General features: G+C 59.5%; 25 protein-coding genes. 9 read left to right on the plus strand and 16 right to left on the minus strand.

The window, feature by feature from the left end; genetic code table 11:
- Window position 1 precedes the first annotated feature (1 nt).
- Both U1A53_RS22150 and U1A53_RS22155 read right to left on the minus strand, forming a co-directional pair.
- Complete coding sequence (locus U1A53_RS22150) at window positions 2-703, minus strand: PEP-CTERM sorting domain-containing protein (protein ID WP_322284043.1); 702 nt, start codon at window positions 701-703, stop codon at window positions 2-4.
- 194 nt (window positions 704-897) lie between these two features.
- A complete protein-coding gene (locus U1A53_RS22155) occupies window positions 898-1,818 on the minus strand; it encodes a methylated-DNA--[protein]-cysteine S-methyltransferase (RefSeq protein WP_322284044.1) in 921 nt (306 codons plus the stop codon).
- 11 nt (window positions 1,819-1,829) lie between these two features.
- Between U1A53_RS22155 and U1A53_RS22160 the strand changes: the two genes are divergently transcribed.
- Window positions 1,830-2,066 (plus strand): hypothetical protein, encoded by a 237-nt coding sequence (locus tag U1A53_RS22160; RefSeq protein ID WP_322284045.1) that lies wholly within the window; start codon window positions 1,830-1,832, stop codon window positions 2,064-2,066.
- On the opposite strand, the gene U1A53_RS22165 is transcribed toward U1A53_RS22160, so the two are convergent.
- The 6 genes from U1A53_RS22165 to U1A53_RS22190 form a co-directional block, all read right to left on the minus strand.
- On the minus strand, window positions 2,035-3,123 hold the full coding sequence (locus tag U1A53_RS22165; protein ID WP_322284046.1) for an SAM-dependent methyltransferase: 1,089 nt from the start codon (window positions 3,121-3,123) through the stop codon (window positions 2,035-2,037). The two genes, U1A53_RS22160 and U1A53_RS22165, sit on opposite strands and share 32 nt — an antisense overlap.
- 73 nt (window positions 3,124-3,196) lie before the next feature.
- A complete protein-coding gene (locus tag U1A53_RS22170; protein WP_322284047.1) occupies window positions 3,197-3,904 on the minus strand; it encodes a response regulator transcription factor in 708 nt (235 codons plus the stop codon).
- Window positions 3,901-6,738, minus strand: coding sequence for a PAS domain S-box protein (locus U1A53_RS22175; protein ID WP_322284048.1), 2,838 nt, complete (start codon window positions 6,736-6,738; stop codon window positions 3,901-3,903). Before U1A53_RS22175 ends, U1A53_RS22170 begins: the two co-directional genes overlap by 4 nt.
- A 118-nt stretch (window positions 6,739-6,856) precedes the next feature.
- The gene (locus U1A53_RS22180) at window positions 6,857-7,540 is read right to left on the minus strand and encodes a hypothetical protein (RefSeq protein WP_322284049.1); all 684 of its coding nucleotides are present in this window, start codon (window positions 7,538-7,540) and stop codon (window positions 6,857-6,859) included.
- A 33-nt stretch (window positions 7,541-7,573) separates the two neighbouring features.
- Window positions 7,574-7,801 carry a hypothetical protein gene (locus U1A53_RS22185; RefSeq protein WP_322284050.1) on the minus strand — a complete coding sequence of 76 codons (228 nt, stop codon included), beginning with the start codon at window positions 7,799-7,801 and terminating at the stop codon, window positions 7,574-7,576.
- Window positions 7,798-8,106, minus strand: a complete 309-nt coding sequence (locus tag U1A53_RS22190; RefSeq protein ID WP_322284051.1) for a DUF2934 domain-containing protein — start codon at window positions 8,104-8,106, stop codon at window positions 7,798-7,800. Before U1A53_RS22190 ends, U1A53_RS22185 begins: the two co-directional genes overlap by 4 nt.
- Window positions 8,107-8,344: 238 nt before the next feature.
- Here U1A53_RS22190 and U1A53_RS22195 point away from each other — a divergent pair, with 238 nt between their 5' ends.
- Window positions 8,345-9,412, plus strand: coding sequence for a nucleoid-associated protein (locus U1A53_RS22195; protein WP_322284052.1), 1,068 nt, complete (start codon window positions 8,345-8,347; stop codon window positions 9,410-9,412).
- A 15-nt stretch (window positions 9,413-9,427) separates the two neighbouring features.
- A complete protein-coding gene (locus U1A53_RS22200) occupies window positions 9,428-9,715 on the plus strand; it encodes a translation initiation factor (protein ID WP_322284053.1) in 288 nt (95 codons plus the stop codon).
- Window positions 9,716-9,806: 91 nt separating this feature from the next.
- Here the strand turns inward: U1A53_RS22200 and U1A53_RS22205 are convergent, their stop codons facing one another.
- The 3 genes from U1A53_RS22205 to U1A53_RS22215 all read right to left on the minus strand — a co-directional run bounded on the left by U1A53_RS22205 (window position 9,807) and on the right by U1A53_RS22215 (window position 12,226).
- Entirely contained in the window at window positions 9,807-10,016 is a 210-nt protein-coding gene (locus U1A53_RS22205; RefSeq protein ID WP_322284054.1) for a YHS domain-containing protein, read from the minus strand.
- Window positions 10,017-10,184: 168 nt separating this feature from the next.
- Window positions 10,185-11,210: a hypothetical protein gene (locus tag U1A53_RS22210; RefSeq protein WP_322284055.1), complete on the minus strand. Its 1,026-nt coding sequence runs from the start codon at window positions 11,208-11,210 to the stop codon at window positions 10,185-10,187.
- Window positions 11,210-12,226 carry a hypothetical protein gene (locus U1A53_RS22215; protein ID WP_322284056.1) on the minus strand — a complete coding sequence of 339 codons (1,017 nt, stop codon included), beginning with the start codon at window positions 12,224-12,226 and terminating at the stop codon, window positions 11,210-11,212. The genes U1A53_RS22210 and U1A53_RS22215 overlap by 1 nt, the downstream gene beginning before the upstream one ends.
- A gap of 114 nt (window positions 12,227-12,340) precedes the next feature.
- Between U1A53_RS22215 and U1A53_RS22220 the strand changes: the two genes are divergently transcribed.
- Window positions 12,341-12,670, plus strand: a complete 330-nt coding sequence (locus tag U1A53_RS22220; protein ID WP_322284057.1) for a cupin domain-containing protein — start codon at window positions 12,341-12,343, stop codon at window positions 12,668-12,670.
- Here the strand turns inward: U1A53_RS22220 and U1A53_RS22225 are convergent, their stop codons facing one another.
- Window positions 12,671-13,438: a class I SAM-dependent methyltransferase gene (locus tag U1A53_RS22225; RefSeq protein WP_322284058.1), complete on the minus strand. Its 768-nt coding sequence runs from the start codon at window positions 13,436-13,438 to the stop codon at window positions 12,671-12,673.
- A 79-nt stretch (window positions 13,439-13,517) separates the two neighbouring features.
- Here U1A53_RS22225 and fabV point away from each other — a divergent pair, with 79 nt between their 5' ends.
- Window positions 13,518-14,711, plus strand: a complete 1,194-nt coding sequence (gene fabV / locus U1A53_RS22230) for an enoyl-ACP reductase FabV (RefSeq protein ID WP_322284059.1) — start codon at window positions 13,518-13,520, stop codon at window positions 14,709-14,711.
- A gap of 7 nt (window positions 14,712-14,718) precedes the next feature.
- On the opposite strand, the gene U1A53_RS22235 is transcribed toward fabV, so the two are convergent.
- Window positions 14,719-15,069 carry a VOC family protein gene (locus tag U1A53_RS22235; RefSeq protein ID WP_322284060.1) on the minus strand — a complete coding sequence of 117 codons (351 nt, stop codon included), beginning with the start codon at window positions 15,067-15,069 and terminating at the stop codon, window positions 14,719-14,721.
- Between the two features lie 50 nt (window positions 15,070-15,119).
- A complete protein-coding gene (locus U1A53_RS22240; RefSeq protein ID WP_322284061.1) occupies window positions 15,120-16,487 on the minus strand; it encodes a sugar transferase in 1,368 nt (455 codons plus the stop codon).
- A 115-nt stretch (window positions 16,488-16,602) separates the two neighbouring features.
- Here U1A53_RS22240 and U1A53_RS22245 point away from each other — a divergent pair, with 115 nt between their 5' ends.
- From U1A53_RS22245 to U1A53_RS22260, 4 genes are all read left to right on the plus strand, one after another.
- The gene (locus U1A53_RS22245; RefSeq protein WP_322284062.1) at window positions 16,603-17,286 is read left to right on the plus strand and encodes a type I 3-dehydroquinate dehydratase; all 684 of its coding nucleotides are present in this window, start codon (window positions 16,603-16,605) and stop codon (window positions 17,284-17,286) included.
- A 1-nt stretch (window position 17,287) separates the two neighbouring features.
- Entirely contained in the window at window positions 17,288-18,343 is a 1,056-nt protein-coding gene (locus tag U1A53_RS22250) for a serine hydrolase (RefSeq protein ID WP_322284063.1), read from the plus strand.
- Between the two features lie 67 nt (window positions 18,344-18,410).
- Complete coding sequence (locus U1A53_RS22255; protein WP_322284064.1) at window positions 18,411-19,154, plus strand: platelet-activating factor acetylhydrolase IB subunit; 744 nt, start codon at window positions 18,411-18,413, stop codon at window positions 19,152-19,154.
- A gap of 52 nt (window positions 19,155-19,206) precedes the next feature.
- Window positions 19,207-21,684 (plus strand): c-type cytochrome, encoded by a 2,478-nt coding sequence (locus U1A53_RS22260; RefSeq protein WP_322284065.1) that lies wholly within the window; start codon window positions 19,207-19,209, stop codon window positions 21,682-21,684.
- A gap of 9 nt (window positions 21,685-21,693) precedes the next feature.
- Here the strand turns inward: U1A53_RS22260 and U1A53_RS22265 are convergent, their stop codons facing one another.
- Entirely contained in the window at window positions 21,694-22,365 is a 672-nt protein-coding gene (locus tag U1A53_RS22265; RefSeq protein WP_322284066.1) for a HEAT repeat domain-containing protein, read from the minus strand.
- A gap of 139 nt (window positions 22,366-22,504) precedes the next feature.
- Complete coding sequence (locus U1A53_RS22270) at window positions 22,505-22,741, minus strand: hypothetical protein (protein WP_322284067.1); 237 nt, start codon at window positions 22,739-22,741, stop codon at window positions 22,505-22,507.
- Window positions 22,742-22,756 lie beyond the last annotated feature (15 nt).

Genomic DNA, 22,756 nt, shown 5'->3' on the forward strand with positions numbered 1-22,756 from the left:
CTCAGGACATGGTCAGGCGTGTCAGGCGTCGGGCTCGGCGTGTCAGGTGCGCAGCTGCGGCTGCGAACAGCAGGAAGGCAGAGCCGGGTTCCGGCACGACGGCGGTCTGCAGACTAAAAGTCCCTGGATTAACCGAGAAGGTTCCGTCGCCCTGCATGTCGTTCACTCCGCCGATGATGGGGGTGTCCGCAGTGATAAGATCCCAGTTGTAAGAGCCCGAGTCATCAGCGGGATCGGGGAAGCGCCAGATGTTGGCTGTGTTGCTGCCGTCCGTCACCAGCGCCCATTCACTGCTGGGCACGATGCTCTTGGAATTGTACACCCACAGGTAGGCCACCTCATCTTGGGCAAAAACATCGGCAGGATTCGCATCAGGTGAGTCCGAGCCGCCTGCGAGATTGTGGTTCACCGTGCCCACGAAAAATTGCTCCGCCGCATTCCAGCCATTCGCATCCGGGTCAAACGCACGGTCAAACACCTTCCAGTTCGCCTCCCACTGATCGACGTTTTGATAGGTCGGCACGAAACTGCCAAACGAGCCGATTTCGAAGGAATAGCTCGTGTCCAGCGGCTGGCCGTTGCTGTCGAACAGCAGGTCGTTGAACTGGCTGCCCCAGAAGATCGTGCTGGCATGCGCGCCATGCATCCAGGCCAGCGCTAGCACGAGGCAGAGGAACCTTGGGATGGAGGAGTGTGTTTTCATGGGCTTTTTTTTGCGTATTGGGGGCGGTCAGATGAGCTCGGGCTGGCCGAGAGGCGTTAGCATGCAAGAGAGGCTTTGGGTCTAATATACCAGATATATTATAATTATAATAACAACAAATCCAGCTAACAAGGCTGAATTCTGCTTTATTTTAGACCTCTGAACTGTCTATCAGCACTCCCCGCCCTGCCGGGTTAGCCATTCATCGCTTCCCACGCCAGCAGTGCCCGTTTCCGCTCGTGCCCCCAGCGATACTGCCCGATCACACCGGTTTCCCGGATCACGCGATGGCACGGGATCAAATAGGCCAGCGGATTTGTGCCCACCGCCGTTCCAACAGCCCGGGCCGCCCCCTGATGTCCAATCGCCGTCGCCAGATGTCCGTAACTGACCATCCCGCCCGGCGGAATGCGCAGCAGCGCACGCCAGACACGCAGTTGAAACGGTGTTCCACGCACCAGTGCCCGCAGATGCGTTTCCCCTCCTGGTTGGAACACCTCAGCGGCGATCCGTCGGGCCGTCACGTTGTTCCAGCGCAGTTCCGCTTTCGGCCATAAAGCCAGAATGGCCTCGCTCACTGTCGTTCTCTCCGCGCTTTCGACAAATGCCAGATGACAAACTCCTCGCGGCCCGTTTCCGATGCAACACAGGCCGAACGGAGTCGCCGCCAAACCCGCCTCAATCGTCCACCCTTCTCCACCGCCCTTGATTTCACCCGGCGTGGCCGCCTCCAATGTCACGCACAGGTCATGCAGCCTGCCCGGGGATGACAAGCCGACGTCCAGCGCCGCATCGAACACGCTTTCCCCCTGCCGCAGCCGTTCACGCGCATGCTCCAGCGTCAGGCATTGCAGGAAATCTTTGGGAGTGACTCCCGCCCAGCGTGAAAACAACCGGTGAAAATGAAAACGGCTCAGGCCGAGGTGGGCCGCCAGTTCCTCCAGACCGGGCTGCTCCACATGGTGGTCGTCCAGGTGGCGGATAATGCGGGCCACACGTTCATAATCATTCATGCCCCGAATTTCTGCGCAAATCGGCCACACACCACCCGCTTCTTGCTCCTGATGGGTGCGAACCCATGTGGAAATCTCATGGCGCGAGCAGGCACCGGGCATTAGAGGGGCCGATGAACTTGGAACAAGGCCAGATCTGGAAAAAAGGGGATGATTACCTCCGCATCGTCGAATGGGCGCGGCTTTCCATCGAGTACAAGATCATGAAAGACCCCGCCACCAGGGAGGGGACGCTGCATCGTGTCACCAAGAAGGAGTTCTGCCGCCTGCTCAAAGGCGCGGTGCTGCTGGTGCCTGAAAAGCTGCCTGATTCAGAGGTCAATCCCGAGGCTTCTCCAGAAATAGAGTGAACTCATGCCGGTTGTAAGTCAGGTGCGTTTGCGCCAACAGGCTCAACCCCGCAGCCTTGGACATCGAGGCGATCAGCCGGAACAACTCGCACGGTTCCTCCACATTCTCGATGCGCGGCACTTTGAGCGTGAAAACCACCAGCCCGCCTTTCTTCAAAGAGCGTGAGAGGCGGATCACCTGCTCGATGGATTCCTCCGGCGGACCGTTCATGTCGCACAGCAGCGCATCATACGTCGTTCCAGCGCGTGGTTGAAATTCGGCCACATCAGCAAGCACAAACTTCAACCCAGGCCGGCCATCGAGACGTTTGTCCAGTGGCGCACGATCAATCGCTGTCACGCGCTGGCCGCGTGCGAGCAGTTCCGACGTCATTCCTCCCGGACAGGCTCCCAGTTCGAGCCAATGACTGCCCTCCTTCAGCGGCGGCCGGTGCAGCAGCAGGTAATGCAGTGCCTCGGCGATCTTCGCACCCGCACGGCTGATCGTGTCCGGCGCATCTTGGTCGATGTACTTGCTGCCACCGGCATACAGGCCGTTCGAAGCACGCGGACTCTGCATCCCGCAAAACAAACCCTCTTTGCCCACGAGGCAAAACAGCGTCTCCGCCGTCGCATCCTGCTCCTCCACCGCGCCGGCGGCCAGTTTCGGGAACAATTGCAGCACCCGCCCGCGCAGGTTCGAAGCGAGGCCCTTGTAATACTTGTCCGGCGACGTCGGATGCAGCGTGCCAATGAAAATCCCCTGCGGCTTCCTCTCGCCGAACTTCTTGATGAGCGTCTGCGCCGCCTTCTCGATGAAGCCGTCCATCTTCTGCGCATTGCACGGCCAGGTGTGGTCCATCGGCAGATTCCACCGCGCAAATTTCGCCACCTCCGACCTCTGAATCGCCTCCGGCGTCGCTGTCTTGATCAAATAATAGTCCTGACCCAGGCGGGTGCTCGAAATCGCGCCGAACCGCTGCAAAACATCGGCAGCGATCCCTTCAAAAATCTCCGGCAGGCGCACCAGCCACGCACAGGCGGCTTTGGGAGGCTGGTTCTCGTGGGTGTCTGTCATGCGAGCATGACCTCGACGTATTGCGTGCCGTCTGCAAGCGGGTGAATCGAAGTCCGTTGCCGGGATGATGCCCTCAGGTCGTTCTGCGGCCTGCCTCGCGCTGGGTCACCCACTCGACCGCGGCGCGCACAAGCTGGGGGGCGGTGGACAGCCCGAGCTTGGTTTTGATGTGAGCACGGTGCGCCTCAATGGTTTTGACACTCACATGGAGGTCGTGCGCGATCATGCTGGTGCCCCGGCCCTGGCCGAGCAGTTCGAAGATTTCCAGTTCGCGGTCACTGAGTTGTTCGATGGAACTCGTGTTCTTGTCGCGCTGGCCCGACGCAAAGGCGTTCAGCATCAGGAAGTTGGCTGTGGAGCTGAGGTGCAGTTCCCCGCGCAGCACCTGCCTGATGGCGGTCACGACTTGATCAGGCGGGGCTTGTTTCATCAAATAGCCGCGTGCTCCGGCACGCAGGGCGCGTTCGGCATACAGGGATTCGTCATGCATGGACAACACCAGCACTGGCAGGTGTGGATACATGGCCTTGAGGGATTTCACCAACTCGATGCCATTCACGTCCTTCAAAGAAATGTCTGTGATCACGAGGTCGGGGGCGAGGCGTTCCGCCAGTTGCATGGCCTGGGCGGCGGTTTCCGCCTCGCCACAAATGACAAAATCTGGCTCATGCTCGATGAGCATGGCGATGCCCCTGCGAAAAATGGGATGGTCATCGACGATGAGAAGGCGCTGCTGGCAGCCCGCATGATCCAGTTGCTTCTGGTTGGGAATGGTTTTCATCGTTTTCCCTGCTCCCGTGCAAGAGTCTGTGGTTGATATGGGTCGGCGTCAGGCATGCGCAGAGAGCACGTCATCCGGGTTCCCCGGAGTTTACGCCGCTGGATGGAAAAATTCCCCCCGATCACGTCAGCACGATACCGCATCAACCGCAGCCCCATACCATTGCCTGTTTGAACCGGATCCGCAAGCCCATGGCCGTCGTCCGCGACGCTCAAGGTAAGCAGGTTCTGCCACAGTCTGAGACTCAGGGTGATGGTGCGCGCCCTGGCGTGCTTCAAGGCATTGGCCACCGCCTCTTGCGCGATGCGATACAGGTGCAGAGCCGTCATGTTGTCAGCGATGGGAACCATGCGCTCGCAGCGCAGCCTGCAGGACACTTCACCATTGCTCTGCGCGGCAAGCTCACGCAGGGCGGACACCAGGCCCTCGGCATCCATGACAACGGGGTGCAGTCCTCGGGCAATGCCGCGTGCCTGCTCCACGGATTGATGAATCAAGTCCGCCAGACGCGCCGCTTTGGCGGTTGGCTCGGCGAGGTTCCGCTCCTCCAGTGTTTTCATCAGTGATCGGGCCATGAATGCGAGACCAGAGAGCGACTGGCAAAGGCCGTCGTGCAAATCCTGGCCGAGTCTTCGCTGCTCCTGCTCGGAGATGTCGAGCAGTGCGTTTTCGAGCCTGGTCCGCTCATCCATCTGAGCCAGCAGTTCGGAGGTGCGCTCCGCCACGCGCTGTTCCAGCTCCGCCTTGGCGTGTTCCAGCCTTTGCAGCGCCTGTCTGCGCTCGGTGATGTCCGTGGCCACACCCAGCACCTTGTCGCAAGTTCCGTCATCATTGAACAACGGCACCTTGCCCGTACTGAACCAGCGCACCTGCCCGTCTGCCTGGGTGATCTCCTCTTCGGGAGTCCGCAGGGCCTTTCCACTCGACATGATTTCATGATCGATTTTCTGAAAGTGGGCGATCTGCTCGGGGGTGCGGTGGAAGCTGGCATCGGTCTTGCCCGTGAGATTTTCCACCGTGGTGCCACAACTGCGGGCGAGGGCTTCATTGCCCAGGAGGAAACGTCCCTCCCGGTCCTTCACAAAGATCATGCTCGGAGTTGCATCGATCACCTGGCGCAGGAAGGCGCGTTCGCGCTGCAGCTCGTTCTCGATCATCCGGCGCTCGGTGATGTCGGTGATCGAGGCCAGCCAGCCCGTGACTCCGCCCAGTGCATCCGTGTCAGGTACATAGACCACATGCACGGTGCGTCGGCCAGACTGCGGATACGGAATCTCCGCCTCGTATTCAACACGTCTTCCCTGCAGCACCTGCTCGATGTGCGGTCGGATGAGCTCGAACGCCGCGCTGCCGAGCACTTCAATGATTGGCCTGCCAATGATCTCCTCGGGTTCCAGGCGGAGCATGTTAGCGCAGGCGCGGTTGGCGAACGTGTAGGTCAGGTTGCGGCTGCACTGGGTCAGCATCACGGGGGTGTTCTGCGTGATCAGCCACAGTTGCGCCTCCTTGGCCCGCACAGCCGCCTCGGCGATCTTGCGGTCGGTGATGTCCACGCAACTGCCGATATAGCCGGTGAATTCCTGCGCAGAACCATGGAGAGGGATGCCTTTGTCGAGCAACCAGCGGTACTCGCCATCGTGACGGCGCAGCCGGTAGGACATCTCGAAAGGCACACGTGCATCGAAGGCGGTCGTATAGATCGTGAGGCAGCGGTCCAGATCATCGGGATGCACGTTCTCAGCCCAGCCGTTGCCGAGTTCCAGCTCCATCGTCCGGCCCACAAACTCCAGCCAGGGCTTGTTAAACCACGTGCAGAGCTTTGTCGTGTCACTCACCCAGACCAGCACCGGCGCACAGTCCATGATCACGCGGAAACGTTGCTCACTCGCCGCCAGCGCCTCCTTGGCGCGGATCCGATCGGTGATGTCCCGCAGAATGACAGTGAAGAGCTGGTGGCCTGCGATCTCGGTTTTAGAAATGGACGCTTCGATGGGAAACTCCTCGCCATCGGCACGCCGGCCGCTGATCGCGCCCAGGCTGCCCATCGCACGGCTGGTTTCACCCGTCCGGCCGAAGCGCTTGATGTGCTGCTCATGCCGCTGGCGGAATTGTTGCGGGATGAAGAGTCCGATGTCGGTGCCGACCGCCTTCTCCGCCGGGCAGTGAAACATCCTTTCCGCCGCCTTGTTGAACAGCAGGATGCGCTGACCGGCATCTACAGTGATGATGGCATCCATCGCGGAGGCGACGATGCCCGCCAGCCGTTCCTCGCTTTCGCGCACGGCCTTCTCCGCCTGCTTGCGCTCGGTGAGATCAATGATCGCCGTGAGAAAACGCCGCGCCTTCTCAGAGCCTTTTGGGATGGAGATGATCTGCACCTGTCTGACGGTCTGCATGCCGTGACAGGCAAGGTGCAGGTCCGTGATCACGTTGGAACCGGAAGATTGGCAGGACTCGAGATGTTTCTGAAACAAGGCACGATCGTCCTTGTCATTCAGGAACTGCGAAAATGGCTGGCGAGCAGCCTCCGGGCGGGCATAGCCCAGAAGGATGCTGCCCGTGATGTTGATCTGCATGATCCGTCCCCGCGTGTCCAGGGTCATGTAGCCGAGGGGGGCCAGATCATAGAGCGCGGCGTAGCTTTGGAGACCCTCCTCAATTTCTGTCTGGGCGCGCAGCAACGCCTCGTTTCGCAGCTCAAGCTGGTTGCGGATATGCTGCAATGCCTTGTTTTGCGAACGCAATTTCGACTGCAACTGGCGTTTCAGAGTCGGTGTGGCGGCTGCGGATTTTTTGTGCCGTTTCTTCGATGTCTTCTTGTCGGGGGCTGACATTGCCGAACGGCTCTGTGCCGCTTTCACCCTCTTGGCTTTGGGGCCGGTCGTAGATGGTCGCCTGGAAGATGCGCGAGGCATGGGATGATCCTAATGACTCAAGATTCTGGCATCAATCTCAATTGCATGATTCACCCAATATGGCCGTGGGCCCGGCGGCAGGAGAGGTCTGTGTTTGCAGCAGGTGCTGCAGACGGTTTGCCTCCGCCCCGTCATCCAGAAGCATTGTCCATCGGCGCTTCCACCAGAACCACCGGCAGAGGATTTCCAAACGGATGCAGGGGCTGTCATGCTCGTCCGGCATCACATGGTAATCAAACGACCAACGCAGGATTTGCCCTGGCTTCAAGGTGCCGAACCCGGACAGCCGGATACTCCCGTTCTGGAAACTCACGAAGCGGGGGGCTGCGAGGCAGGTGAACATTGCCAGCCGGATCATCCAGGTGATAAACCAGCCTGATCCTACGCTGTAAAGCCATCGCACAGGCGTGATGTGCTCTCCGCCGGCCGCTTTCCATCCCAGCATGATCATGGCCATGACAGTCACCATCACCCCTGCCGCAGTGATTTTCCCATGCAGCGTACGCGTCACTCGCTCGTATCGCGCCCAGTTCAACCGTATGGGTTGTACGAACCGGACGTTCGGGTATGACGCGCTCCTGATGGTGGCGGATTGAAGCGCCCGCCTGCGTTTTCGCTCCAAGTCTTGTTTGCGCTCATCATGCGTCACCAGCCCCGTGTGCGTCGCTCTTGGAAGCGCAACGCCCGCGAGAAGACGGCTTCCTCGGAAATATCCGTTCATGAGAACCTCCTGTCATTGGATGGAATACGGGAATTATTCGTTGATCCCGCCGTGATACCAGCTCGCGACGGATCTGTACGCCAGACGGACTCCCGCCGTCTGCTTCAACACGTCTTTTGCACCGTGGCCATTTGACGCCTCGGTGTTCCCAGTCAGGTGCTTGTGGGTGGACTGGCTGCTGGCGGACGCCGCGCTGTCTGCAATGCCCGGATCAGGTGACTCCATGGATTCCGATGCATGGGGCATGTTGGACTCGTTCATGGCCATCCTTTCGTTGTGAGATTGAGTTCATTGCTGTGGGCAAAACCGGAGATCGTTTCTGTCTCCTTCTCCCAGAATTCCTCCAGCCTGTCAGAATCCGCCGGAGCAAAAGCCCCTCCCTGCGCCGCATAAGCCTCCATCAGCTCCTTTTCGGCATTGAGCCAGTGTTCCGGGCGCAAATGTGAGCAGCCCTCCAGCTTCCAATGTTCAAAGGCGAGGAGGGCGATTTCCTTGTCGGATGGATATGAGCCAAGGCTGGATGATTCGCACGGCGTGGTGAGCACTGGGGCATGCAGGGTGATCATGGTTTTGGGGGGTGAAGTGGGAAATGCGAAAGGCTGTTTTTCCGGCCAGTCTGAACAATTCCAGTTTTTTCCGCAATCAGCTCTTCCCCTGCTTGGCGCATCAGGGAAAACCCCGACGGAGCTGTCTCTGCCACCACTACTCCTGTCTTGCTCTGGCGCATGTCGGCTGCGCATAGGCGACGGTACCGTCATGAAATGCTTGGCGAATCCCATTCCCTTTCTACCCTCCGCGCCCCGCATGTCCGTCAAGCTCCGCCTCAACACCGCCACCGTTACCAACGTCGTCCTCGCCAAGGTCGGCAATCCTCAGCGCGAAGAGCCGCTGCAAACCTCCCGCGAAGTCTTCAAGGTCGCCGAGGAAGACCAGGAGAACCTCACCGCGCTCTTCATTAAGCCCTTCAAAGCCTGCATCGCCCATCGTTTCACGCATCACGCCTCGCTGGCTCAGCACGAGGTGAACAACTGCGCCAAAGCCATCTTTGCCGACAATGACAATCTCCTCGCCAAAGGCATCGAGATCGCCCAGCGCCTCTACGCCAAGTCCAATCACCCCAACATCAAGGCGGGCGACCTCTGCATCGCCATGCTCAAGGAAGTTCATATCGAGGGCGAACTGGTGAATGGCCTCTGCATCTTGAAAAGCGACAGCGTGGTGCCCTTCCTCACCATCACGCCGCGCAACGGCGACCTCCAGCTCAGCACCGAGCACGGCATCAATCCCGACAAGATCGACAAAGGCTGCCTCATCCTCGATCACTGGGCCGAAAAAGGCTACTACGTCCTCACCTTCGACCGCAGCGGCAGCGATTCACGCTTCTGGGTCCGCGAATTCCTCGGCGTGGAGGCCGTGCCCGACGCCGCCTTCCTCACCAACGCCTACGCGAAGATGGCCGTCTCCTTCCTCGAAGAACAAAAGTCCACCGATGACGACACGCCGCCCTGGGAAACCGCGAACGCCGCCAAAGACGCGCTCGACTACTTCGAAGACCGTGAAAAATTCGAGCTGCAGGAGTTTGAGCGTGATGTGCTCAAAGATCCCGAAACCATCGCCCAATTCGGCGAGCACCGCGCCCGCATCGAAGAAGAGCAAGGCCAGTCCTTGGAGACCAGCTTCGAGATTTCCAAGAAAGACCTCACCAAGGCCAGAAAACGCATCGCCGCCGTCCTCCGCCTCGACACCGGCGTCGAAATCCACATCAAGCCCGGCAGCAGCGACACCGATCCCCAGATCGAACGCGGCTACGATGACAAGAAGGGCATGAAGTTCGTGAAGGTCTATTACAACAAGGACATCAGCGCGAACTGAGTCATTTTAGGCGCCATGAATCCGAACGCCGATCCTGATTCCCCGCAGCGACTCTGGAAAATGGGGCGCGTCGTCCTCCAGCGCGAGACTGCGCATCGCGGCGGCAAAACAGTCATCGTCATCAAGGACTTCGCCACGCACCTGCCGGTGTCTGTCATCGAAACCATCGCCAAACGCGTCCGCGCTGCCTGCGGTTGTGGCGGCACGGTGAGGGACAAACGCATCGAGATTCAAGGCGATCAGGCCGCCAAGGTGCGTGCTGTGCTCGAGGCGGAAGGTTTTGAAGTGCGCGGTGTGAAGTGATCCCATGTGTTTTTCGCCCCGAAAATGAAATGGCGACTGGTTTCCCGGCCGCCATTCATCGCACTGGATGCGGAGTGATGAGTTGAAGCGCTTACTTGATCTTGCCCGCGTATTTTTTTGGATCGGCTTTGAATTCTTTGAAGCACTTGCCACTGCAGAAGCCCACTTCCTTGCCTTCGTAGGTGGTCTTGCAGTTCGGAATGATTGGCTTGCCGGTGACCGGGCAGCACTTGTTGACGGGATCGGCTCCAGCGATCCCGGCGGCGAAACTGAGGGCGAGGATGGTAAGCAATGATTTCATGGCAGTCGGTGTTGGTTTGATGGGTGTAAGAGCGTGACCATGCCCATTCATTGGGCAAGAATGTCACGAATGACAAAACGCATTTCCTTCCGGGACGGCCTGTGCCGATCTTGTGTGAGAGTGCGCGGAAAATGCGCGCTCAGTCCGGGCGAAAGCATACGACCGGAGTCATCCACGCACGGCTCGCAGGGCATGGCGCAGGATGCGTTCGATGAGCTGAGGATACGACAGCCCGGCCTTCAGTGCGGATAGCGCGAAGTCCTCGTCGGAGGCAAGAATCGGATTCGGATTGGCCTCGATGAAATAGACCTTGTTGTCCTCAGTCAGGCGCAGGTCCATGCGTGCGTATCCGTCGAGCGTGAGCAGGCGGTAGATGCGTTTGCAGGTCTGCTGGATGTCGCGCACCACGGCTGGATCGAGATCCTCGGCGAACTGGTTCTTGAGACCCCAGCGTTCGCGATATTCATCGTCCCACTTGGCTTTGAAGGTGGCTATCTTGGGCTCGTCGGGCGGCACCTCCTTGAACACCAGCTCGCGAATCGGGAACTCATCCAGTCGGAGATTGCCGATCAGGCTCACATACAGCTCGCGCCCGTGGATGTATTCCTCGGCGATGACGTCATTGGCATACTTGTCGTGGATGAACTGCACGCGCTCCTTGAACTGCTCGTCGTTGGACACAAACGATGCCTGGGAGATGCCGAGAGATGCCTCTTCCTTGAGCGGTTTGATGAGGATGGGAAAGCGCAGCTTTGCCGGACGCGCGATGCGTCGCCCTCGTGCGATGACCACAAAGGCGGGTGTGCGGATGCGATGATAGCTGAGGATTTTTTTCGAGATGCCCTTGTGCTTGCACAGCGTGAGCCCGGTCGAGCCGCAGCCGGTGAACGGCACGCCGTTCATCTCGAGAAACGAAACGATGTTCTGGTCAAAAGCACGGTTGTTCTTGAACTGATCGGCCAGATTGAAGATCACATCCGGCTGGAAGCTCTGCAGCTTCTGCTGCAGCAGGTCGAGATCATCGAAAATGGCAAGATACTCCGTCGTGTGGCCCAGTTCACGCAGCGCATTCAGCACATGGACCTCGGTCTTCCAGTCCTCCGTCAAAAACTCCTCACTTAGATCCTGGTCGAGTGTTGTTGGCGCGATGGCGTCGAACAGCGCGAGGACTTTGAGCTTTTTTTTCGGCGTCATTACTTGGTGCGTTTGAATTTGCCGGTAAACAGATAGTTCATCACCAGCGTGGTCACGTAGGCGGACACGCGCAGGTCCAGTTGGGCATCGTCGTGCTTCACATGGAGGTCGAGCTGGTTGCAGCGCTCGATGAGGCGCGTGAGCAGCTTGTTCACGCGGTATTTGTTTTCGTTGGTCCACTGGCAGACCGACTCCATCAACACCCGGCGCCGGTGGCGCAGATGCACGGATGCTTTCACACGCCCTGCGACTTCCGGCCCGGCGGCAAACAGATGGCGCAGGTCGTTGTCGTAGAAATCGGGATACGAGTCCTCGTAGAGCTTGCGCTTCTTCGCGTAGTGCGTCTTGAGCTTGATGTTGAGGAAATCGTAATCCTTCACGTGATACTCCGGCTGATGCACCGGCGGTTTGCCCGCAAGCGAGCGCATCAGTTCATCCACGTATTCGAGTTTCGGCAATGCCCCCCAGTCTTTGTAGCGCTCGCGCCAGTCGAGTCCAGGTGTGAGCCATACGGCGAAGGTTTCCGCGAAATCTTCATCAGGATGACTCTGCGCATACCAGTCGTCGAGATGCACGACATACGAACGGCTGTAAGGTCGCGGGCGGTAGAAGTCGGTCTCCTCCGTCGAAGCCAGCCCGAAAGTCTGCTGCCAGCGCTTCTTTTTGTAGAGCTGATAGGCGTAGGAGTAGGCGTGCCCGGCCTCGTGTCGCATGAGTTTCATGAACCACTCGGGCGTTTCGCCTTCGACTTCGAGAATCATCTTCCGCTCCAGCTTGCGCAGCCGGTCATTCACCAGGAAAAAAGGGATGAAGATCGCCGGAATGCCCACCGGCACGAACCACTCATCTCCCACATGACACGGAGGAAGAAAAACCAGGCCTTTCGCGGAAAGTTCGTCATAAAGCTGCTGGATCAGCGGCTGTAATTCCGTCGCTTCGAGCTTCAACCCGAGATGGGAGATTTTTTTCTCCAGCAGCTCATCGTCGCCGAGCGCGGCCCATGTGGCGGGTTCCATGGGCCCGACCATAACACGCGCATGCCAACGTGCGCAAGGTTTGTGAAGGGCAGGGGGGCGGTCAATCCCGATTCCGCGCTTGCTGCATGTGCGGTTCCGCCGTTGCATGGCGGCATGTTCCCTTACATCGCACTCGCTGAAGACAAACCGTGGCAGCCGGGGCCATATGAAGGCGTCGAGCTGAAGATCCTGCACAAGAACGAATCGACCGGTGGCGTGGTGGTGCTGCGGAAGTTTCACGCAGGCAAAACCATCCCGGCTCACACGCATCCTGTGGCCAATGAATGGGCCTGGATCCTCTCCGGCGAATGGGAGGAAAGCGACATCGCTTACACTCCAGGCACCTTGTTCTTCGCCCCGAAAGGCGTGCAGCACGGACCACATGTGGCGAAGACAGAAGTCGTCAGCCTGACGATGTTCGACGGGCCGCTGACGATAGCGTGATCAGCGGCCCACATGCAGGCGCGTGTCATATTCAAAGCAAACCTGCCCTGAAGTCTGATGCGCGTCGAAGATGTGCCGCAGTTCGACGATCATCTCGTCATGGCGTGACTGGCCTTCGGCGGGAGCGTAGGAACTGGAAAGAAGACGACCTTTGAGTCCCTCAAAGTCGAAGTGCTGCTCGTTGGCAAACGCATGCGTGGCATACGGGCCGATGAAGAAGCATCTCAATTCGCCAGCGTCGGTGTTTTCATGTCGCACCTTGGTGTAATCCGTCGCGAAAGTGAGCAGCAACTGCTCGTAGGCACGCAGGAACGGAGTGGCGTCGAGCTTGCGTTCGTTCCAGATGAGCGCCACTTGCCCGGCGGGCTTCAAAATGCGGGTGAACTCGACGCGAGTCTCGGGCGTGTTGAACCAATGAAACGCCTGCGCGGCAACAATGAGATCAACGCTGTGGTCCGGCAGTGTTGTTGCCTGCGCACTGCCGTTCACGCTGTGAAAACCGCCATGATGGCTGAGAAGACGCTCAGCGGCCTCGCGCATCTCGCGATTCGGCTCCACGGCATGCACGGTGCAGCCAGCGCGCAAAAACAACTCCGCTGAAATGCCGGTGCCAGAGCCGATGTCGGCGATGACTGACTGCGGAGTGAGTCCGGACTCGCGTTGCAACATCGTGGTGATTTCCTGCGGGTAGCGCGGACGGTAGCGCACGTAATTCTCCACACGATCCGAGAAACGCTGTTCGGGAGACGGTGAGGTGGGGACATTCATGCGCCCATGATGTCGGAGGCGGGCCGGGAAAACAAGTTGCCAGCCCCCTCGCGGCTGCTAACGCTCAAATCATCCAACTATGATCGTCGCCCCTAAAATTCGTGGATTCATCTGCACCACCGCGCATCCCACCGGTTGTGCCAAACACATCGCTGACCAGATTGCCGTCGTCAAAGGACGCGGCCCCATCGCCAACGGACCGAAGAAGGTGCTCGTGATCGGTTCTTCCACCGGCTACGGCCTGTCCTCGCGCATCGCGGCGGCATTTGGCTCGAACGCGGCCACCATCGGCGTGTTCTTTGAAAAACCCGCCGAGGCCGATCGCTGCGGCACCACGGGCTGGTACAACTCCGCCGCTTTCGAAAACGAGGCCAAGGCCGCCGGATTGTATGCACGCTCGTTCAACGGCGACGCTTTCTCGGATGCGATGAAGACCGAAGTCATCGAAGCGATCAAAAAAGACCTCGGACAGGTCGATTGCGTCATCTACAGCCTCGCCTCCCCACGCCGCACGCATCCGAAGACTGGAGAGGTCTTCAAGTCGGTGCTCAAGCCCATCGGCAGTTCATCTTACACGAACAAGAATCTCAACACCGGCACAGGCGTGGTCAATGAAGTGACCATCGAGCCTGCCAACGACGACGAGATCACCCAAACTGTGGCTGTCATGGGCGGTGAAGATTGGGAGATGTGGATCGATGCCCTGCTTGGCGCGGGAGTTCTCGCCGACGGTGTGCAAACCGTGGCCTACAGTTACATCGGCCCTGAAGTGACCTGGCCGATCTACAAGAACGGCACCATCGGCCGCGCCAAGGAAGACTTGGAGCGCGTGCAGCGTGTGCTCGACACCAAACTGGCCACCATCAAGGGCAAGGCCTGGGTTTCCGTGAACAAGGCGCTTGTTACACAGGCCAGTTCCGCGATTCCCGTGGTGCCGCTGTACATTTCGTTGCTCTACAAGGTTATGAAGGCCGAGGGCACGCATGAGGATTGCATCGAGCAGATGGACCGCCTCTTCCGCGAGCGGCTCTACAACGGCAATCCGCAGCCCGATGAAGCCGGACGCATTCGTGTCGATGACTGGGAAATGGCTCCCGCTGTTCAAGCACTCGTCGGCAAACGCTGGGCCGAGGTGAACACCGAAAACTTTGCCGAACTCGGCGACTTCGAAGGCTACCAGTCCAGCTTCCTGCGCCTCTTTGGCTTCGGCCTCGCAGGCGTGGACTACAATGCCGATGTCGATGTGAATGTCCGCGTGCCATCGCTGGCGTAAACCATGATCAGTGCGTGCGTTTGCGCGTGAGCATGATTTCGTTGCCCTCGGTGTCCACGCACATCGCCAGATGCGGCGGTTCGCCGTTTTCGGGCTGAGGCTCACGCGTGAGCTGACCGCCTGCGGCGACGATTTCACGCGCGCCTTCGATCACATCAGGCACTTGGAAGCTCAATCCGGTCCAGGTGCGGTTGCCTTCGCCGCCGCCATGGATGCCGATGATGCCGTCGCAGATGGACACCTCGCTGATGATGTCGTTCTGCTTGAGGATGGTGCCGCCAAAGACCTGTGCGTAAAAATTCACGGCGCGGTTCATGTCGGCGGCCCAGATGACGTATTTGAGGCGTTCTACTTTCATGTTCCTCGTCTGTGCCACAGTTCAGACGACGAGGACAGCGAATCCTCCACTCAACTGGCGCCGCTGCCGCGAATCACGGCGGGAAGTGTCTGCGCGAGGATTTTGAGATCGAGCCAGAAGGACCAGTTGTCGATGTACTTGAGATCGAGTGCGACCCACTCCTCGAAGTTCTTGATGCCGTTGCGGCCGGTGACCTGCCAGAGACACGTCAGGCCGGGTTTGACGCTCAAGCGGCGGCGCTGCGCATGCTTTTCGATGCGCTGGATCTCATAGACGGGCAGGGGACGCGGACCGACGAGGCTCATCTCGCCGCGCAGCACGTTGATGAGCTGCGGCAGTTCGTCGATGCTGTTGCGGCGCAGCCAGCGACCGAAGGCGAAGATGCGCGGGTCGTTGGTGATTTTGAAAACGGGACCGTCCATCTCATTGTGTTCTTCGAGTTCCGCACGCTGTGATTCGGCATCCTGATGCATGGTGCGGAACTTCCACATGGTGAAGGCCTTGCCGTAATGCCCGGCGCGTTCCTGCTTGAAGAAAATCGGGCCGCGTGATCCGATGCGGATGCCGATGATCGCCACCAGCCAGACCGGCAGCGAAAGCAGCAGTAGAATGAGCGCACCGACACGATCGACGATGCCTTTGAAGAGCAGTTCCCATGAGGCCTGTGGCGTGCTGTGAAACACGAGCATCAGGCGTCCACCGAGCACGTCGAAGGTCGGCCGCGCGATGGCGGTCTGGAAGAAGTCAGCGGCAATCCAGGCCTCGACACCCTCGGTTTCGCAAGCCTGTACGGCTTCCTCGATCTTGCTGAAATGCACATGCTGGGCGGCGAAGAGCACGCGGCTGATGGAGTGCTCGTGCAAGGCCGCCACCAGTTCTACCACCGGGCGCTGCGTGATGTCGATCTGCCCCACGACTTCGATCTCGGCGCGTTGTTCGGCGCTCATGTTCATGAGGAAGGCGTCCAGGTCGGTCTGTGCGCCGGCGATGATCACGCGCTCACGGCCTCTGCCAGAAATCATCTGCTGGCGCAGCATGTCGCGCTGCCAGGCCTCGCGCAGCAGCAGTGACAGCGCCCCGAGGGAGACGGAGAAGATGACCACGGCGCGGCTCTCGATCGACCATTTGAAGAACACCATGCAGAAGGCGATGCACATGCCGATGACGGCCAGCGCTTCCGCAAGCTGGCGTACCGAGCGTCCGAGCGTCTTGTTGCTGATGTTCGAGTAAAAACCGCGTGCCTCCAAAACAATGGGCATGAACGGGGCCACAACCGCGATGACCCAGTAAAACTTCTCCAGTGGCGGAATCACCGCCACATCTGGCATGAACACCGGCACAAGCTCCGAGCGCAGGAAATGCCCGAACCAGAGGCAGAACGCCAGCAGAGCGCTGTCGAACAACTCTGTGAGCTGCAAATTGATTTCTTGCTTCCTGCCCAGCATAATGTCGTTAATAGTGGCTGAAATTTATTCAGTTCTATTGAAATTATAGTCAACCTAGCCAATGGCACAACTTGTTTCCTCCAAAAACTTGCTCTTCTCCTCCCGGCCGCTCGCTGTGGGGGTGGTGGCCGATCCAGCAGCCTTGGAGCATTTCACGTCCCTGGATGCGACTTCACGCGCCGCCTTGTGTGACGTGGCAGAGCTGCGGCTGGACCAGTTGAAGCTGCCTGCGGACGATTTACGTGCCCGGCTTGCCGGAAATGAGCTGCCGCTGCTCCTGACCGCCCGCCACCCAGCCGAAGGCGGCCAAGGCCCGGAAGATCCGGCGGCCCGTGCCGCCATGATCGAGCCGCTGCTGGACCTCGCCACGCTCATCGACCTCGAACTGCGCAGCGCCGCCCAGATGCAGGGCACCATTGCCAAAGCGCGTGCCGCCGGTGTGCCGGTGGTCGGCTCGTTTCACGATTTCCAGGCCACACCCGCCGATGAAGTACTCCGTGGCGCGGTAAACTTTGCCCAGCAGGCCGGACTGGATGCCGTGAAGATAGCCACCTACCTGAACACGCAGGACGATTTGATCCGCCTCATGAAACTGGCGGGCGAAACGCACCGCCTGCGTCTTTCCGTCATGGGCATGGGCCCTTGGGGTCGTGTTTCACGACTGGTGCTGGCAAAATGTGGCAGTCTGTTGAATTACGGCTTCATTGGCGCTTCGAATGCTCCCGGCCAGTGGCCAGTTGCCCGCCTGAAGGAACTCCTCGCCGAACTCTGAAATGATCACCCGCTTCCATTTTCGTCATGCACGCCGCGCTTTGCTCGCCGGCCTCTTTTGCGCCTCCATCACCGGCTGTGATGACCCCAAACGTGAGCAGCAGCTCCAGTGGCGCGAGGAGGAGGTGGAGGCTAAAGTCGCCGGTGTTGCCAAGCGCGAACGCGAAATCGCCGCCGAACGTCAACGTATTGAGCAGGACAAGGCGGCTGTTGCTGCCCGCGAAGCCACGGTCGCACAACTCAAGGCGCAACTGGCCGAGGAGATTGAGAAAACGAAGAAAGTCCGTCACGAGATCGAGATCAAAAACCTGCGCGGACCGATTCCACAAATCACCGCCGGACGCTGCATTGTCATCGATGCTGAATCGGATGACGTGCTCTTTGAGAAGAATCCTGATCTGCGCGGAGCCATCGCCAGCACGACCAAGATCATGACCGGCCTGCTCATTGTCGAAGCAGGTGATCTCGACAAGATTGTCACCGTTGAACTGGCGGACACGCAATGCGCTCCAGTGCGCATCGGACTCAAGGTGGGCGAGACCTACACCCGCCGTCATCTTCTCAGCGCCATGATGGTGAAAAGCTCCAACGACATCGCCCAGGCGCTCGCCCGTGACAATGCCGGCAGCGTCGCCGCCTTCGCTGCGAAGATGGATGCACGGGCGAAAGCGCTCGGCCTGGAGAACACCCACTTTGTCAATCCTCACGGCCTCCCATCGCTCAGCGACGACGATCCTTACAGCACCGCCCGCGATCTCGCCGTCATCGCCAAAGCCGCCGACAAGCTGCCTGACATCCGCAAGATCGTGAAGCTGCAGAGTTTCAAATTCATGCGGCCTGACGGCAAGTCCATCGACCTTGCCAACACCAACCGCGTCCTGCGCAGCGCCAGCTATTGCGACGGCATGAAAACAGGCTACACCGAGGCGGCTGGTTACTGCCTCGTTGCCACGGGCGAACGCAATGGCCGCCGCCGCATCGTCGTCATCCTCAATGACACCAGCGAAGGCGTCTGGAAGGATGCCCAATCGCTGCTCGACTGGGCGCTGAAGGCGTAAATTCTCGCGGGTGTGGAATCACGCTTGCCAGTTTCATGGCTCCCCGGCATCATCGCCGCCTCCGACCATGAAATCATTCGCCATTCTCCTCGCATCCCTCTGTTTCGCCGCTGTCAGCCTCGCTGAAACCGCCAAGAATCTCGCCATCGACCCGAAACCGCGTGAAGGCGGCTGGGTGAAGCGGCACGAGTCGTTCAACGAAATTTCCAAGAAGGGCGAGGCACAGTTGGTCTTCCTCGGCGATTCCATCACGCAGGGTTGGGAAGGCAATGGCAAGGAAGCCTGGGCCAAAACTTGGGCACCGCTCAAGGCCGCGAACTTCGGCATCGGCGGCGACCGCACCGAGCACGTCATCTGGCGCCTGCAAAACGGCAACTTCGACGGCATCAAGCCGAAACTCGTCGTGCTCATGATCGGCACCAACAATACCGGCCATCAGGGCCGTCCCGCTGTGGAGCACGGTGGCGTCGTTTACACCAGCTCTGCCGAGCAGACCGCTGAAGGCGTGAAGATGATCCTCGACATCCTCGGCAAAAAACTGCCAGAGACCAAAGTGCTGCTGCTCGGCATCTTCCCACGCGGCGCGACGAAGGATGACGCGATGCGCAAACAGAACGTCGCCACGAACAACCTCATCTCCGGCTTCGCCGACGGCAAACGCATCCACTACATGGACATTGGCAACACCTTTCTCCAGCCCGACGGCACGCTGCCGAAAGAAATCATGCCCGACCTGCTCCACCTCAATGCCAAAGGCTACGACATGTGGACTGCCGCCATTGAAGGCAAGGTCAAGGAACTCATGAAGTAACCAAGGAGTGGGGACATCCTGTCCCCACATTTCATTCCATCGTCATACCACCATGAAATCCCTCCTCCTCCCGCTGCTTTTCGCCACCACGGCCGGCTTTGCCCAGATCGCCGACCAGGCCACGCCGGTTTCCGCCATCAAGATGGCGAAAGGCTTCAAGGCCGAGCTGCTGTATTCCGTTCCCAAGGCGGATCAAGGTTCCTGGGTTTCGATGACGCAGGATGACAAGGGACGCATGATCTGCAGCGATCAATACGGCGCGCTCTATCGCATCACACCGCCTGCGTTGGATGGCAGTCCGTCGGAGACGAAGATCGAGAAGCTCAGCATCGACTTCGGCCACTGCCAGGGCCTGTTGTTTCACAATGGCAGCCTCTATGGCGTGGTGAATGACGAGGCGTATCAGGGCCGCGGCCTCTACCGCTGCAAGGACACCAATGGAGACGATCAATTCGATGCCGTCGAACTGCTGCGCTCGTTTCCTGGCAAGGCGGGCGAGCACGGACCGCATGGCGTGGTGCTCGGACCCGATGGCAAATCGCTTTATGTGATGTGCGGCAATCAAACGCCGGAACCGAGCTGCGAAACCAGTCGCGTGCCGCGTCATTGGGGCGAGGACCAGCTTTTCCCGATGATACTCGGACGTGGCTTCATGCGTGACGTTCTTGCGCCCGGCGGCTGGCTGGCGAAGACCGATCTCGACGGCAAAAAGTGGGAACTCATCAACACCGGCACCCGCAACACCTACGACATCGCCATCAACCGCCACGGCGACATCTTCGGCTTCGATGCTGACATGGAATGGGACACTGGCATGCCGTGGTATCGTCCGACGCGTGTCTGTTTCATGCAGAGTGGCGGTGAGTTCGGCTGGCGCACCTGTAGCAAGAAATGGCCCGCGCGCTGGGAGGACAGCCTGCCCGCCGTCTGCGACATCGGCCCCGGCTCTCCCACTGGCGTTGCCTTCGGCTACGGTGCGAAGTTTCCCGCCAAATATCAAGACGCGCTCTACATCTGCGATTGGAGCTACGGCAAGATGTATGCCGTGCATCTCGCTCCAAACGGCGGCGGCTACACCGGCGTGCAGGAAGAGTTCATGAGTGCCTCACCGCTGCCGCTGACGGACATCGAGGTCTCGAAGAAGGATGGTGCGATGTATGTGAGCATCGGTGGCCGCAAGGTGCAGTCGGGATTGTATCGGGTCACTTACACAGGGACCGAATCAGTATTGCCAGCGCCCCAGCCTGAGCGGAAGCCGCCGGTTCGCGGTTACTTGGAACCCTTCCACGGCAGGCAAGATCCGAAGGCGGCCGAAACCGCATGGCCGCACCTTGGCGATGCAGACCGCCACCTTCGCTTCGCTGCTCGCATCGCCATTGAGCATCAGCCTGTGGCCTCATGGAAGGACAAGGCGCTCAATGAAACTAATCCGCGCGCCGCATTGACCGCGCTCATGGCCCTCGCTCGCAGCAGTGGCGGCGACAAATCACTTCAGCAGCCGATTCTCGCCGCGCTGAACAAGATCGACTTCAAAGCGCTCAAGGGCATCGACCGCGTGACGTTGATTCGCGATTACATGCTCGCTTTCACACGTTTGGGCGAACCGGATGCCGAAACGAAGGCGACGCTGATCAAACATCTGTCGCCATTGTATCCCACCAACGACCCGGCGCTCAATCGCGACCTGTGCGAGGTGCTCGTCTATCTCGGCGATGCCAGCATCGTCGCCAAGGCGGCCCCGCTGGTGAATGAATCGCCCACGCAGGAGGAACAGATCGACTACGCCCGCATCCTGCGCTTCGCGAAAACCGGCTGGACGAAGGAACTGCGCGCCGACTACTTCCGCTGGTTCCTGCGTGCCGCGAACTACAAGGGCGGTGCGTCGTTTGACCTGTTCATCGGTGAGATCAAGCAGGACGCGCTCAAAACGATGAGCGAGGAGGAAAAACTCGCCATCAAGGATGTGCTGGATGCCAAACCGGAGGCCAAAGCCCCGAGCTTCACCGTGAAGCCGATGCAGTTTGTCAAAGCGTGGACGCTCGATGAACTGAACAAATCCCTCGGTGTCGGTCTGGAAGGCAATCGCAACTTCGCCAATGGCCGCAACATGTTTGGCGCGGCCACCTGCTTCGCTTGTCATCGCTTCAATCAAGAAGGCGGTGCCGTCGGCCCCGATCTCACCAGCGTGGCCGGCAAATACAGCCCGCGCGACCTGCTGGAACACATCCTCGATCCGAACAAGGAGATCAGCGACCAGTACGGCAGCACCGTCTTCACCAAGAAAGATGGCAGCACAGTCATCGGCCGCATCGCCAACATGAAGGAGAACATCATGATGGTCTGCACCAACATGATGGACCCGAACAACTTCACCAACGTGGATGCCCGCGATGTGGTGAAGACCGAGGAAAGCAAGATCAGCATGATGCCGCCCGGCTTGATGTTCATGCTCAAGGAGGACGACATCCTCGACCTGCTGGCCTACCTGCTGAGCAAAGGGAACCCGGATGACCCGATGTTTGTGAAGTGAGCGTGTGACTCAGGCCTGCGGCGTTTCCAACTGCTTCAGCAGACGCTCGGCGGTGCCGCGAACCAAGACGTCGGCATCCTTGATGTGGCGGCGGATGATGGCGATCACCTCGCCACCACCGATGCTGGCGAGGGCCTCCAGCGCAGCTTCGCGCACCCTGGCATCCTCCCGGGCCACCGCATTTACATCATAGCCGATGTCGATGCCTGATCCGCCGACGCGCTTTTTACGGCTGGGATACCAGAAAGCGTCATCCGCGATCTTTTTCAGCAGCGGGATGACCGCCGGATCACGGATCTTGCCGAGTGCGCGGGCGCAAAGCTCCTGCACCTGGCGAAAAGTGAAATCCTCGACGCCTCGTGCCAGCGCATACATGGCATCCTGGCCACCGATGCTGCCCAGAATCTCGGCGGCACACCGCCGGGTGCCGAGCTCCCAGGACATGAGCAGATGGTGGCGCAGTGCACTGACAACACGCGGTGTGCTGTGTTTGAGCACCCTTTCACGCGCAGCCATGAAGCAGTCCATGTCCGGGTCGGCCACCGCCATCTTGGTCACGAGATCCGCGAGCTGTGGATCCTCGAGATCAGAAATCATTTCCAGCCCGGCCTTCCGTTTCGATGGATCTTGCGCTGCCAGTGCCTGGCGTGCGCGACGCAGTTTGAACCAGCGGCCAATCATGCGGAATGACTATCGTGCTTTCCGGGTTTCGCAAGCGGACCGGCTGCACAAGGGGAGATGGCGGCAAAAAACAAAAAAGGCTCCGGGCTTGATCAGCCGGAGCCTTCTCGTGCGGTCGTTCAGACCGGATGAGGAATGATTACTTCCCCTTCTTGTCAGGAGCGGCGGCCTTCTGCTTGGCCCAGCGGGCGCGTTGGGCGGCGGCGATCTTCTTGCGCGCGGAGGCGGACATCGTGCGCTTTTTCTTCGCGGGCTTGCCGTCGGAAGTAGAGGAGGAGGAAGAAGCACCGAGCAGAGCGGCGAGATCCTTCTGGAGGACTTCGATTTTTTCTTGAAGCTTGGCGGCGCGGTGCAGTTGAGAGGCGGATAGGTTCATGAGTAGGTTATATTG

The sequence above is a fragment of the Prosthecobacter sp. genome (assembly GCF_034366625.1).
Lineage (GTDB): Bacteria > Verrucomicrobiota > Verrucomicrobiia > Verrucomicrobiales > Verrucomicrobiaceae > Prosthecobacter.

Excerpts from the sequence above, each read along its gene's own strand:
- U1A53_RS22150 (WP_322284043.1), bottom strand. The coding sequence starts at position 703 with ATGAAAACACACTCCTCCATCCCAAGGTTCCTCTGCCTCGTGCTAGCG.
- U1A53_RS22155 (WP_322284044.1), bottom strand. The coding sequence starts at position 1,818 with ATGCCCGGTGCCTGCTCGCGCCATGAGATTTCCACATGGGTTCGCACC.
- U1A53_RS22160 (WP_322284045.1), top strand. The coding sequence starts at position 1,830 with ATGAACTTGGAACAAGGCCAGATCTGGAAAAAAGGGGATGATTACCTC.
- U1A53_RS22165 (WP_322284046.1), bottom strand. The coding sequence starts at position 3,123 with ATGACAGACACCCACGAGAACCAGCCTCCCAAAGCCGCCTGTGCGTGG.
- U1A53_RS22170 (WP_322284047.1), bottom strand. The coding sequence starts at position 3,904 with ATGAAAACCATTCCCAACCAGAAGCAACTGGATCATGCGGGCTGCCAG.
- U1A53_RS22175 (WP_322284048.1), bottom strand. The coding sequence starts at position 6,738 with ATGTCAGCCCCCGACAAGAAGACATCGAAGAAACGGCACAAAAAATCC.
- U1A53_RS22180 (WP_322284049.1), bottom strand. The coding sequence starts at position 7,540 with ATGAACGGATATTTCCGAGGAAGCCGTCTTCTCGCGGGCGTTGCGCTT.
- U1A53_RS22185 (WP_322284050.1), bottom strand. The coding sequence starts at position 7,801 with ATGAACGAGTCCAACATGCCCCATGCATCGGAATCCATGGAGTCACCT.
- U1A53_RS22190 (WP_322284051.1), bottom strand. The coding sequence starts at position 8,106 with ATGATCACCCTGCATGCCCCAGTGCTCACCACGCCGTGCGAATCATCC.
- U1A53_RS22195 (WP_322284052.1), top strand. The coding sequence starts at position 8,345 with ATGTCCGTCAAGCTCCGCCTCAACACCGCCACCGTTACCAACGTCGTC.
- U1A53_RS22200 (WP_322284053.1), top strand. The coding sequence starts at position 9,428 with ATGAATCCGAACGCCGATCCTGATTCCCCGCAGCGACTCTGGAAAATG.
- U1A53_RS22205 (WP_322284054.1), bottom strand. The coding sequence starts at position 10,016 with ATGAAATCATTGCTTACCATCCTCGCCCTCAGTTTCGCCGCCGGGATC.
- U1A53_RS22210 (WP_322284055.1), bottom strand. The coding sequence starts at position 11,210 with ATGACGCCGAAAAAAAAGCTCAAAGTCCTCGCGCTGTTCGACGCCATC.
- U1A53_RS22215 (WP_322284056.1), bottom strand. The coding sequence starts at position 12,226 with ATGGAACCCGCCACATGGGCCGCGCTCGGCGACGATGAGCTGCTGGAG.
- U1A53_RS22220 (WP_322284057.1), top strand. The coding sequence starts at position 12,341 with ATGTTCCCTTACATCGCACTCGCTGAAGACAAACCGTGGCAGCCGGGG.
- U1A53_RS22225 (WP_322284058.1), bottom strand. The coding sequence starts at position 13,438 with ATGAATGTCCCCACCTCACCGTCTCCCGAACAGCGTTTCTCGGATCGT.
- fabV (WP_322284059.1), top strand. The coding sequence starts at position 13,518 with ATGATCGTCGCCCCTAAAATTCGTGGATTCATCTGCACCACCGCGCAT.
- U1A53_RS22235 (WP_322284060.1), bottom strand. The coding sequence starts at position 15,069 with ATGAAAGTAGAACGCCTCAAATACGTCATCTGGGCCGCCGACATGAAC.
- U1A53_RS22250 (WP_322284063.1), top strand. The coding sequence starts at position 17,288 with ATGATCACCCGCTTCCATTTTCGTCATGCACGCCGCGCTTTGCTCGCC.
- U1A53_RS22255 (WP_322284064.1), top strand. The coding sequence starts at position 18,411 with ATGAAATCATTCGCCATTCTCCTCGCATCCCTCTGTTTCGCCGCTGTC.
- U1A53_RS22260 (WP_322284065.1), top strand. The coding sequence starts at position 19,207 with ATGAAATCCCTCCTCCTCCCGCTGCTTTTCGCCACCACGGCCGGCTTT.
- U1A53_RS22265 (WP_322284066.1), bottom strand. The coding sequence starts at position 22,365 with ATGATTGGCCGCTGGTTCAAACTGCGTCGCGCACGCCAGGCACTGGCA.
- U1A53_RS22270 (WP_322284067.1), bottom strand. The coding sequence starts at position 22,741 with ATGAACCTATCCGCCTCTCAACTGCACCGCGCCGCCAAGCTTCAAGAA.